This window comes from Clostridium cibarium, assembly GCF_014836335.1.
GTDB lineage: Bacteria > Bacillota > Clostridia > Clostridiales > Clostridiaceae > Clostridium > Clostridium cibarium.
This window is the reverse complement of record NZ_JACSRA010000010.1, coordinates 95,270-107,804: the sequence shown is the minus strand read 5'-3', so window position 1 is coordinate 107,804 and position 12,535 is coordinate 95,270. Positions and strand designations below refer to the sequence as shown.

8 protein-coding genes are annotated in these 12,535 nt (G+C 32.5%); 1 reads left to right on the top strand and 7 read right to left on the bottom strand.

Annotation, left to right across the window (positions count from 1 at the left end; genetic code table 11):
- The first annotated feature begins 98 nt into the window (after window positions 1-98).
- Window positions 99-1,475, top strand: coding sequence for a DUF2334 domain-containing protein (locus H9661_RS08255; RefSeq protein WP_341480415.1), 1,377 nt, complete (start codon window positions 99-101; stop codon window positions 1,473-1,475).
- Between the two features lie 112 nt (window positions 1,476-1,587).
- On the opposite strand, the gene H9661_RS08250 is transcribed toward H9661_RS08255, so the two are convergent.
- The 7 genes from H9661_RS08250 to H9661_RS08220 all read right to left on the bottom strand — a co-directional run bounded on the left by H9661_RS08250 (window position 1,588) and on the right by H9661_RS08220 (window position 12,528).
- Entirely contained in the window at window positions 1,588-3,075 is a 1,488-nt protein-coding gene (locus H9661_RS08250; RefSeq protein ID WP_191768193.1) for a glutamate synthase subunit beta, read from the bottom strand.
- An 11-nt stretch (window positions 3,076-3,086) separates the two neighbouring features.
- Window positions 3,087-7,649: a glutamate synthase large subunit gene (gene gltB / locus H9661_RS08245; RefSeq protein ID WP_191768191.1), complete on the bottom strand. Its 4,563-nt coding sequence runs from the start codon at window positions 7,647-7,649 to the stop codon at window positions 3,087-3,089.
- Window positions 7,650-8,095: 446 nt separating this feature from the next.
- The gene (pyrE, locus tag H9661_RS08240; protein WP_191768189.1) at window positions 8,096-8,770 is read right to left on the bottom strand and encodes an orotate phosphoribosyltransferase; all 675 of its coding nucleotides are present in this window, start codon (window positions 8,768-8,770) and stop codon (window positions 8,096-8,098) included.
- Between the two features lie 12 nt (window positions 8,771-8,782).
- Window positions 8,783-9,679, bottom strand: coding sequence for a dihydroorotate dehydrogenase (locus H9661_RS08235; RefSeq protein ID WP_143316055.1), 897 nt, complete (start codon window positions 9,677-9,679; stop codon window positions 8,783-8,785).
- Between the two features lie 18 nt (window positions 9,680-9,697).
- The gene (locus H9661_RS08230; protein WP_143316056.1) at window positions 9,698-10,441 is read right to left on the bottom strand and encodes a dihydroorotate dehydrogenase electron transfer subunit; all 744 of its coding nucleotides are present in this window, start codon (window positions 10,439-10,441) and stop codon (window positions 9,698-9,700) included.
- Window positions 10,442-10,451: 10 nt separating this feature from the next.
- Window positions 10,452-11,321: an orotidine-5'-phosphate decarboxylase gene (gene pyrF, locus H9661_RS08225; protein ID WP_191768187.1), complete on the bottom strand. Its 870-nt coding sequence runs from the start codon at window positions 11,319-11,321 to the stop codon at window positions 10,452-10,454.
- Window positions 11,322-11,331: 10 nt separating this feature from the next.
- Window positions 11,332-12,528 carry a dihydroorotase gene (locus tag H9661_RS08220; protein ID WP_191768185.1) on the bottom strand — a complete coding sequence of 399 codons (1,197 nt, stop codon included), beginning with the start codon at window positions 12,526-12,528 and terminating at the stop codon, window positions 11,332-11,334.
- Window positions 12,529-12,535 lie beyond the last annotated feature (7 nt).

Genomic DNA, 12,535 nt, shown 5'->3' with positions numbered 1-12,535 from the left:
TTTCGTCAAATTAAGCAAAATTTTTGTATACTACTTTTACTAAAAATAGTATAATTATAATAAATATAAATTTGTAATATAACTGGTAGGTGTTTAACGTGAGAAAAATTATAAAATTAATATTTATTCCAGCTATTTTAATCAGTGCTTTTGTAGCATATGAGGTGCTTTCATATTATGATTTCTTTAGCGATGAAGTAACAATAAGAAATAACGTATTGTCATCCTATCTTTTACCAGATGATGACTTTAAGAGCGTATATAAAGCTCAACTGAATTTTGATGATATGCCTGTATCTGAAGTTTCTAATGTTACTTTTAACATTTTAAGCGATCATAATATAAAAAATGTCCCTGTGCTTTTAAAAGCACAAAGGTATTACATTCCAGTATCATACATATCAAAAAAATTAGGTTATACTGATCTTAACACTGATCAATTGTGTTCACTACAAAATAATTCAACTAAAATCTTGATCAGTAGCAACTCATTTACAAAAAATAATATTACTGGTTCGCTCAGAGGAAATTTACTATATAAAGATAACGAACCTTATATCTCTATCTCTGATATAGAAGAAATTTTCAACTTATTTGCTGTTTTTAACTTTCAAACAAATAGCATTAGTTTGTTATCTTCTGATGTGAAAGCCCCTAAAGAAATACCGCTTCAAGACAATCAAGATATTGCATTATTTAGATTCGAAGATTTTGCTTGTGGTGATTCAAATTTGGTCGACAAAAATCAAACAAAAGTCAAAATTATGGCAAGCTATTTATATTCTCAAGGAATTAAATTTCATATAGGTTGGATTCCTAGATTTAAGGCTCCTGTTGATAATATAGATAATGATTTGCTGGAGAATAATAATATTACTAATGTAGGATTTATTAATATCCTTGATTACTTACTTAATAAAGGATGTGAAATAGGATTACACGGATATACTCATCAGCATGGAGATGAAAGAAGTGCTGTTGGTGAAGAAATGTCCAAAACTGTCAATAGTGATGAAAAATCCACTAGACAAGTTATTGAAAAGGGCATTGATACTGCAAGTGCACTAAATATACCAATAAGCTTTTATGAGAGTCCTCATTATAGAGATACTCCATTTCAACAAAAAATAATAGGCGAATATTTTAGGTACGTCTATGAACCTTATGATAATTCAAAGAAAAATATTTACAAAACTAAGAGTGGTAATCTCTTTGTTCCAACCCCTCTAGGTTTTGTAGAAAACGGAAGTTCAGCAAGTATAACTAATGGTCTTGCTTCTAATGACCCTGAAGTGTTAAAAAGTTTCTTTTATCATCCATCTATAGAAGTTGACTACATCGACTTTAATACAAATAATGATAAACTTAACTATACGCTAAAAGATGATTCTCCAATGAAAACTATAGTTAAATCCATAAAAGATAATAACTGTGCCACAATACATGTAGATGAACTAAAAAAATCTAATAAATAATAAAAATAAAAGATTCTCTCTTCTAGTGATTTTTAAATCCTAAAAGATGAGAATCTTTCTACTTAACTATGTATAAAAAAAGTGGACTCAATCGAATCCACTTTTCTTTGTTTTACTCTAAATTTGTATATCCAATTAAACTAAAATCAACTTCTTTTGCAACTTCTCGCCCCTCTCTAATTGCCCAAACAACTAAAGACTGACCCCTATGCATATCACCTGTTACAAAAATCCCCTCAACACTTGTCTTATATTTTCCAGACTCAGTTAGTACATTAGTACGTCCATCCACAGCTACATTAAAAGCTTTTGTAACATAGTTTTCACTTCCTAAAAAACCTGCAGCTATAAGAACCAAATCAACTTCTATCTCATATTCTGATCCTGGTATTTCTACCATCTTTATTCTACCTGTTTCTTTATCTTTCTTACTCTCAAGCTTAACTAACTTTACCTTACAAACTTCACCTGCTTCATTAGCTACAAACTCCTTTACTGTAGTTTGATAAACTCTAGGATCATGTCCAAATACAGCAATATTTTCTTCTTGTCCATAGTCTGTTTTACAAACTCTAGGCCATTCTGGCCAAGGGTTATTTTCCGCTCTCTGATCTGGCAATTTTGGCATCATTTCTAGTTGAGTTACTGATGCTGCTCCATGCCTAATAGATGTTCCAACACAGTCATTTCCAGTATCTCCACCACCAATTACAATAACCTTCTTACCCTTAGCTGATATAAACTTACTATCTTGCAAATTCGAATTTAAAAGACTCTTTGTGGTCGACTTTAGAAAATCCACTGCAAAATATATTCCTTTAGCTTGTCTTCCTGGAACTTTAATATCCCTTGGATTTGATGAACCACAAGCTAGTATAATGCTGTCATATTCCTTCTTTAACTTTGCAACCTTAATGTTTACACCAACATTTGCATTAGTTACAAAATTAACGCCTTCTTCTTTCATTATAGAAACTTTTCTTTCTATAACACTTTTTTCAAGTTTCATATTTGGGATTCCATACATAAGTAATCCACCAATACGATCTTCCCTTTCATATACTGTTACATCATGTCCACGCTTGTTTAACTGATCTGCAGCTGCAAGACCTGATGGTCCAGACCCCACAATTGCAATCTTCTTTCCTGTTCTAACCTTTGATTTTTTAACTTCAACAAAACCATTTTCGTAAGCATTTTCAATAATACTTAACTCATTTTCCTTAATAGAAACCGGAGAAGAGTTAATTCCTGAAGTACAAGCTGCCTCACAAGGAGCTGGACATACTCTTCCTGTAAACTCTGGGAAGTTATTTGTTTTTAATAAACGCTTATATGCTTGATCCCAATTATCACCAAATATTAAATCATTCCATTCTGGAATTAAGTTATGCAAAGGACATCCTGTAGTAGCTCCTTTTATTGTCATTCCTGATTGACAAAATGGCACTCCACAATCCATACAACGAGCTCCTTGCGCTTTTCTTTTGTCTTGTGACAGTGGTGTATGAAATTCATTAAAATTCTTTATTCTTTCCTTTGGATCTATAGCTAAACTATTTTCACGTTCAAATTCTAAAAAGCCTGTTGGTTTTCCCATGTTATTCTCTCCTATCTCTTTGTATTAGCATAAAATGCTTCAATTTGTGCTTGTTCACTGCTAAGTCCCTTTTCTTCCATTTGAACTGTTGTCATAAGCATACGCTTATAATCATATGGGATTACCTTTTTAAACTTTGGTAAGTACTCTCCAAAATTCTCTAGTATCTCTTTACCTTTTTTAGAATTAGTATGTTTTACATGTTCTTCAATAATTTCTTTTAATTCTAAAACGTCATACTTAGAAGTAACTCCTTCAGTTGAAACAAGCTCCTTATTTAGCTTCTTGTATAAATCTCTGTCTTCATCTAATACATAAGCAATTCCACCGCTCATACCAGCAGCAAAGTTTTTACCTGTTCTACCAAGTACAATAACACGTCCACCAGTCATATATTCACAACCGTGTTCCCCAACTCCTTCAACAACTGCCGTTGCTCCTGAGTTACGTACACAGAATCTCTCTCCTGCAACACCATTTATAAATACTTTACCACTAGTAGCACCATATAGTGCAACATTACCTATTATAATATTTTCATCTTCTTTGAATCTAGCTCCCTTTGGCGGATAAACCACTATCTTTCCTCCAGATAGACCTTTTCCTAAATAGTCGTTACTATCTCCAACAAGTTCAAGTGTTAATCCCTTTGGAATAAATGCTCCAAAACTTTGTCCACCACTACCATTACACTTAACTACAAAAGTATCATCTTCTAAAGTATTATGATATTTCTTTGTAATTTCCGAACCAAATATTGTTCCAAGCGTACGATCTATATTGGTCACACCTATTTCAATAATTTTCTTTTCCTTATTATCAAGTGCAGATTTCAACTTCTTAAGCAGAATTTTTTCATCCACAGTTTTCTCAAGTTCGAAATCATATACTTGTTTATTAGCATAACTAATGTTAGCATAATTTTCTCCTATATAAGGGTTATTGATTATTCTAGAAAGATCTACTGCACTAGCAGTGCCTGTCTTAACATTTCCTTTTTGTTTTAACAGATCAGTTCTTCCTATTAACTCGTCAACTTTTCTTATTCCAAGCTTAGCCATATATTCACGTAATTCCTCTGCTACAAATCGCATAAAATTCATTACATATTCTGGCTTACCTTTAAATCTCTTTCTAAGTTCTGGATTTTGGGTTGCAACCCCAACTGGACATGTATCCAAATTACAAACTCTCATCATTACACATCCTAAAGTCACAAGCGGTGCAGTTGCAAAACCAAATTCTTCTGCTCCAAGTAAAGCTGCAACAAGTACATCTCTACCGCTCATAAGTTTACCATCAGTTTCTAGAATAACTTTTGATCTTAAATCATTCATTATTAATGTTTGATGTGTTTCTGCAACTCCAAGTTCCCATGGAAGTCCTGCATTGTATATTGAATTTCTAGGTGCAGCACCTGTACCTCCATCATAACCTGAAACAAGAATAACTTGTGCACCAGCTTTAGCAACACCAGCTGCAACAGTACCTACCCCTGCTTCTGAAACAAGTTTAACTGATATTCTAGCATCCTTATTTGCATTCTTGCAATCATATATTAATTGAGCTAAATCTTCAATTGAATATATATCATGGTGTGGTGGTGGTGATATTAATCCTACTCCAGGAGTTGAATGTCTTGTTTTAGCAACCCATGGATATACTTTACCTGCTGGTAATTGACCACCTTCACCTGGTTTAGCACCTTGTGCCATCTTTATTTGAATTTCTTTAGCACTAACTAAATATCTAGATGTAACCCCAAATCTACCTGATGCAACTTGCTTTATTGCAGAACACTTATTAAGACCATCTTTTCCAACAGTAAGTCTTTCTAAATCCTCTCCTCCTTCACCAGAATTTGATTTTCCTTGAAGTTTATTCATTGCTATTGCAAGAGTTTCATGAGCTTCCTTTGATATAGATCCATAACTCATAGCACCAGTTTTAAATCTCTTAACAATAGACTCAACGCTTTCAACTTCATCAATAGAAATTCCATTCTTAGGATAATTAAATTCTAATAAGCCTCTAAGATTCCCAATATCTGTTTCACTATTAATAAGTGAAGTATATTGTTTAAACGTTTCATAATCTCCATTACGCGTTGCTGATTGTAGAAGATGAATTGTTTGAGGATTATATAAATGCTCCTCTTTTTCACTTCTTAGCTTATGACTACCTACACTGTTTAAAGTTAAATCCACATTAAGTCCAAGTGGGTCAAAAGCTGTTGAATGAAGTTCATCTACCTGTCTCTCAATATCCTTAATAGTAATTCCTTCAATTCTACTTACGGTGTTTGTAAAGTATTTATTTATAACCTCTGAGTTAATTCCTATTGCTTCAAAAATTTGCGATCCTTGATAAGATTGAATTGTAGATATCCCCATTTTAGATGCAATCTTAACTATTCCGTGAAGTATTGCATTATTATAGTCATCTACTGCTGCATAGTAATCTTTATCAAGCATTTTATTATCAATAAGTTCTTTTATACTATCTTGTGCTAAATATGGATTAATCGCACATGCACCATATCCAAGTAAAGTTGCATAATGATGTACTTCTCTTGGCTCGCCACTTTCAAGTATCATAGCTACTGAAGTTCTCTTCTTTGTCTTAACTAAATGTTGTTGAAGCGCTGAAACTGCTAAAAGTGATGGTATTGCTACGTGATTTTCATCTACTCCTCTATCTGAAAGTATTAGAATATTAGCGCCATCTCTATATGCCCTATCAGTTTCAAGGAAAAGATGCTCAATAGCACGTTCTAATGATGTATTCTTATAATAAGTAATTGGAATTACTACTACTTTAAATCCATCTACCTTCATATTTTTTATCTTCAATAAATCAGTACTTGTAAGTATTGGATTATTGACTTTTAAAACTCTACAATTAATCGCTTCTTCTTCTAGAAGATTTCCATCTTCCCCAATATATACAGATGTTGATGTAACTATTTCTTCTCTTATAGCATCTATTGGTGGATTAGTTACTTGTGCAAAAAGCTGTTTAAAGTAATTAAATAATGGTTGTTTCATTCTAGATAAAACTGGCAGCGGACTATCCACTCCCATAGCAGCAGTTGGTTCTGCTCCTGTTTTAGCCATTGGAAGAATTGCTGTTTTTAAATCTTCATATGTATATCCAAAAGCTCTCTGAAGTCTTGCTCTCTCTTCATTCGAATATTCTTCCACTCTCTTATTTGGAATATTAAGATCCTTTAATTTTATTAAATTACTATCAAGCCATTCTCCATATGGTTGTTTATGCGCATAATGTTCTTTTAATACTTCATCGTCAATAAGCTCCCCCTTAACAGTATCAACAAGTAACATTTTACCTGGTCTTAATCTTTCTTTTACAATAATTTTAGAAGAATCAATATCAAGCACTCCTACTTCTGAAGAAAGTATTAAATAATCATCATCAGTTATATAATAACGAGATGGTCTAAGTCCATTACGATCTAATATTGCTCCCATCATATCGCCATCGCTAAAAAGTATAGAAGCTGGGCCATCCCATGGTTCCATCATTGTAGCATAATATTGATAAAAATCTTTTTTAGATTGACTTATACTATTATCTTTACTCCATGGCTCTGGTATTGTAATCATTACTGCAAGTGGTAATGGCATTCCGCTCATTACTAAGAATTCAAGCGTATTATCAAGCATTGCTGAATCTGATCCTTCTTGATTTACAACTGGAATTACTTTATGCATGTCCTTTTCTAAATATCGGGACGACATATTTTCTTCTCTCGCAAGCATTTTATCTACATTACCACGGATTGTATTAATTTCTCCATTATGAACGATAAATCTATTTGGATGAGCTCTATGCCAGCTCGGATTTGTATTTGTACTAAAACGTGAATGTACTAAAGCGATTGCTGATTCATATAATGGATTTTGCAAATCTTTGAAGAACAATCGAAGTTGTCCAACTAAAAACATTCCTTTATATACGATAGTACGACTAGATAATGACACTACATATGTATTATCGTTACTTTGTTCAAATACCCTTCGAACCACATAAAGTTTACGATCAAATTCTAATCCTTGTTCTATATCATTAGGTCTCTTCACAAAACCTTGCATTATACAAGGCATGCAATCAACAGCTTTACTTCCAAGTACTCCAGCGTCTGTTGGCACCTCTCTCCATCCTAAAAATTCTAATCCCTCTTTCTCTACAATTATCTCAAACATCTTTTTTGCTTGATTTTTCTTTAATTCATCTTGTGGAAAAAAGAACATTCCTACTCCATAATCTCTCTCAAAGCCTAAATTTATATCTAAAGACTTTACAGCTTCTAGAAAGAATTCATGTGATATTTGAAGTAATATTCCTACTCCATCACCAGTCTTACCCTCAGCATCTTTACCTGCTCTATGTTCCAAATTCTCAACAATCTTTAGGGCGTTCGCTACGGTTTCATGAGTTTTTATTCCCTTGATATTAACTACAGCCCCAATACCACAATTATCATGTTCAAATCTTGAATCGTATAGCCCACAATTTGAACCTTTTCCTATAATATCATTTTCTCTTCTCATACAACCTATCCTTTCAAGTCTCTTTCATTATAATATATAACTTTTTTTTATTTTTATAAAGATTTTAGCATAATTTCTTTATTATTTTAAGTTTCGACCTATAAATCCTTTTATAAAAATAGCAGATACCATATTAATTAAAGCACGTTTATTAGCATTCACTATATTTTTTTACGAAATTATCTAAATAAACGTATTATTATTAAGTATATTATATTAATTTTCGTCAATTAATACAATATGATTAATTTTACTTTTTTGTATTTTTAATATTCATATTCTTTATACTGACTTTCTCATCTTAATTCTAACTTAATCTTATTATTCTTATTTTAATCACACATTATTTTCATGATAAAAAGCTAACTATATCATTATGCCAATGCTATAGTTAGCTTTTTTTAATTATGCTAGCAAAATTATTTCTCCCTGATTTCTAAAATTATTTACTTTGCTCCGTATATGTCATAGTAAGCATCAATTCTAGCATTTATTTCATCATCAATTATTATATTTCCATTTATCTCTTTGTTGTACAAATATTCTCTCACCTCTGCCATAGTAACAATAGCACAAGTTTTAAATCCAAATTTTTCTCTAATTTCTTCCAACGCTGATTTTTCCCCTTGCCCTCTTTCCATCCTGTCAACCGAAATTATTAACCCAGTCACATCTACATTTCCTTGTTCTTTCAAAATAGGCATTGTTTCATAAATGGAAGTTCCTGCTGTAGTTACATCTTCAACTATAAGTATTTTATCTCCATCACCTATCTTACTTCCTAGTAGTATACCTTTATCTCCATGATCCTTTACTTCTTTCCTATTAGAACAGTAATTAACATCAATACCATACATGTCAGATAATGCTATTGTAGTTGTAACACTTAGGGGAATTCCTTTATATGCAGGACCAAAAACTACATTATAATCATCTTCAAATTTTTCTTTTATTGCCTTAGCATAGAACTCTCCAAGTTTTTTCAACTGACTTCCTGTTTTATAATTTCCTGTATTTACAAAAAACGGTGTTTTTCTCCCACTCTTTGTAACAAAATCTCCAAAAGTTAAAACTCCACATTCTATCATAAATTCTATAAACTCTTCTTTATATGATTTCATTCTAAATTCCTCCTAAACAATTCCTACAATTTCGTTAATATCTTTTATTCCTTGTGACTTACAGAAATTCTCCATCTCTTTTATTATCTCTTTACCTGCTAACGGATTACTAAAGTTGATTGTACCTATTTGAACAGCATTAGCTCCAGCCATCATAAATTCTATTGCATCCAAACCAGTTGAAATCCCTCCAAGTCCTATAACTGGTATCTCAACAGCCTTCGCTACTTCATGAACCATTCTTAATGCTACTGGTTTTACTGCTGGACCAGAAAGACCTGCATATACATTATCAAAAACCGGCTTCCTTTTATATACGTCTATAGCTAATCCCTTTAGTGTATTTATCAAACTCAATGAATCTGCTCCAGCTTCTTCACATTTCAACGCCATATCAACTATATTTTCTGCATTTGGTGATAGTTTAACCATTAATGGCTTTTTGGCTATCTTTTTGATTTCCTTAACGAATTCATAAGCTACTTCTGACTTAATTCCATAGGCCATTCCTCCAGCCTTTACATTAGGGCAAGATATATTAAGTTCAATTATCTGTACATTTGTATTGTTAATCTTTTCCACCGCTTCAGCATAATCATCAAAACATCCACCACCAACATTAGCTAATATATTTGTACCTAACTCCTCCATTTTAGGAAGTTCACTTTTTATAAATCCATCTATTCCAGGATTATTAAGTCCCACTGAATTCATCATCCCTGATGGAGTTTCAAACACTCTTATTCCATCATTTCCTTCTTTTTGTTTTAAAGTTAATCCTTTTGAAGATATCCCTCCAAGTATTCCTACATCATAAAAATCATTGTATTCCGCACCAAAACCAAAGGTTCCTGAAGCTGCAATAACAGGATTCTTGAAATCAATTCCATTTATATTTACTTTTAACATTTCCATACCTCCGTTGGCTTACAATTCTACATAGCTTCCATCAAAAACCGGACCATCTTTACAAGTTCTCTTATTTCCATTTTTAGTCTTACATGTACACACTAGACAAGCACCTACTCCGCAAGCCATATGCTTTTCCATTGAAATGTAAACTTTAACTCCTTTTTCCTTGCACATATCAACAACTGCCTTCATCATTACCTCTGGTCCACAACAAAGAACTGTATCATATTTTTCCGGATTAAATATCTCTGTTACAAACCCCTTATGTCCATGCTTTCCCGTATTAGTTGCTACTTCAACTTTATCAGCGTAATTTGAGAATTCTTCTATTAAATATATGTCATCTCTAAAACCTACATATACATCTATAATTTCATCTTTATGTTTATTCCTAAGTCTTTTTGAAACTTCAACCATAGGAGCTGTTCCTATACCTCCAGCTACTATAGCCACTTTCCCTAGATTTTCATCAATATTAAACCCATTTCCTAAAGGCCCTGTTAAAGCCACTTCATTTCCCTCCACAAGTTTTGAAAATTCTTCAGTCCCTTTTCCCACAACTGCATAAAGAAATGTTATCTTATTTCCTTCCTTTTCACATATACTTATCGGTCTTGGAAGTAAAGTTTGTCCGTTTAGTTTTAACATATAAAATTGCCCAGGCTTTATATCATTTTCATCTTGGCATACCATTTTATATATATTATCAACAACTTTTTCATTTGAGATTATCTTTGATCTTCTATATGTAATACTCATAATTTCCTCCCTAAAGTTTATCTACAGCCATTCTTATTTCGTCTCTCATTCTTATTACTTCTTCTCTTGCACATTTTGCAAATTCAGTTGGTCTATTTTCTTTTTGGTAAGCTAGCAATATTCCTCTTGAAGAATTTACAACTCCACCATTGCCATTATTTAAATACATAGCTACATCTTCTGCCTTACCACCTTGTGCCCCATAACCAGGTATTAAGAAAAACATAGATTTAAACCTTTCCCTTAAAGCTTTTCCTTCTTCTACATGAGTACAGCCTATAACTCCACCTAAAGGGTGATAACCACATTTTGATATAAGTTTTTCGCCTATACTCATGAGCTTATCACCAACAATGTGATAAACTTTATCTCCTGAAGTTGTATCTAAATATTCTATATCTTCAGCTCCCTTATTAGACGTTCTAACTAAACTGAATATACCCTTTTCCCCTCCTTCTAGATAAGGCAAATAAGGTTCTATACTATCCATTCCCATATAAGGACTTAATGTAATAAAATCCGCCTCAAAATCTCCAGTAAAATGAGCTTTTGCATACATCTTTGCTGTTGCAGCTATGTCCCCTCGTTTAATATCAGCAATTATTATTGCATTTTTTTCTCTTAAATATTTTAGAGTTCTTGTATAAGCCATCATTCCTGAAATCCCCATAGCTTCATAATAAGCTATTTGAACCTTAAAGCATGCTGCTACACCTACTGTTTCATCAATTATTTGTTTATTAAACATAAAAATTGCATCTTCTTCTGACCTCTCATTTTTTATATGTTCTGGAACATAATCAATAGATGTATCTAACCCTACACAAACAACTCCTCTTTCTTCAACTCTTTTGTATAGTTTATCCATTATTGTACTCATAAAATTCCTCCTATTTCTTATATAAGACTTTCCCCTTTTTTATTGTCGCTTCAATCTCACCATAAAACTCCATACCTTCAAATGGTGTATTTTTTCCTTTAGAAGCAAATTTACTTGAATCTACCCTATACTTTTCATCTAGATTGACAAGAACTAAATCTCCATCTTTCCCAACACTTATAGTCCCTTTATTCATACCTAAAAGCTTTGCAGGATTCTTACTCATAAGCTCACTTAACTTTTCTAGGGAAATCACATTTCCTTTAACTAGGGTTGTATAAGAAATAGAAAATGCAGTTTCAAGACCTACCATTCCAGGTGAACCTTTAAGTTTTTCATCTGCTGTATGAGGTGCATGATCTGTTCCAATTGTATCTACAAAACCATTCTTTATTGCATAATGTAAGAATTCCACATCTTCCTTTTCTCTTATTGGTGGATTTACTCTATAGTCATTAATATCTCTAGTTAATGATATATGATGAGGTGTTACCTCACAAGTTACGCTAGCTCCCTTAAGTTTTGCATCTATTATATACTCCATTGAAGTTTTAGTTGATACATGTGCCATGTGAAGCCTGCCACCAGTATACTTTGCCAATTCTATATCTCTTAAAGTCATCATATCTTCTGCAAGCCTCATATCTAAATTTGAAAATTCCGGACTTTCAGCATGTGACATCACTATCCAACCATAGCTTTTAGCTTTATTTAAAGCTTCCATCATTATTCTTGAATCCTTAACGCCTTTGCCATCATCTGATATAGCTTTAATTCCTTTATCATCCTTAATTAGTTCTAGATGTTCTAAAGTCTTACCATCAAAATTTTTTGTAATAGAAACACACTGATGTATATCTATAAGACCTAATTCTCTTCCTTTACTCCTTACATATTCTAAAGTTTCTTTACTTGAAACTACGGGATTGGTATTTGCCATTAGGCAAACGCCTGTATATCCACCTCTTAAGGCTGCTTTTGATCCCGTTTCAATATCTTCCTTCCAAGTTAAACCTGGATCTCTAAAGTGAGCATGTGTATCGATAAAAGATGGCATTAATGTTAAGCCTTTAGCATCTATTCTTTCTACATTTTCTTTATTAATTTCAGAAGCTATTTCTTTTATTAATCCATTTTCTATGTATAAATCGCCCAAAAAATCTTGGCTACAATCTAATATTCTTGCATTTTTAATCAATAAATTCATCTAACCA

What these genes read in the sequence shown, in the direction of transcription:
- H9661_RS08250 (WP_191768193.1), bottom strand. Translation starts at nt 3,075, where the DNA reads ATGGGAAAACCAACAGGCTTTTTAGAATTTGAACGTGAAAATAGTTTA.
- gltB (WP_191768191.1), bottom strand. Translation starts at nt 7,649, where the DNA reads ATGAGAAGAGAAAATGATATTATAGGAAAAGGTTCAAATTGTGGGCTA.
- pyrE (WP_191768189.1), bottom strand. Translation starts at nt 8,770, where the DNA reads ATGAAATCATATAAAGAAGAGTTTATAGAATTTATGATAGAATGTGGA.
- H9661_RS08235 (WP_143316055.1), bottom strand. Translation starts at nt 9,679, where the DNA reads ATGTTAAAAGTAAATATAAATGGAATTGATTTCAAGAATCCTGTTATT.
- H9661_RS08230 (WP_143316056.1), bottom strand. Translation starts at nt 10,441, where the DNA reads ATGAGTATTACATATAGAAGATCAAAGATAATCTCAAATGAAAAAGTT.
- pyrF (WP_191768187.1), bottom strand. Translation starts at nt 11,321, where the DNA reads ATGAGTACAATAATGGATAAACTATACAAAAGAGTTGAAGAAAGAGGA.
- H9661_RS08220 (WP_191768185.1), bottom strand. Translation starts at nt 12,528, where the DNA reads ATGAATTTATTGATTAAAAATGCAAGAATATTAGATTGTAGCCAAGAT.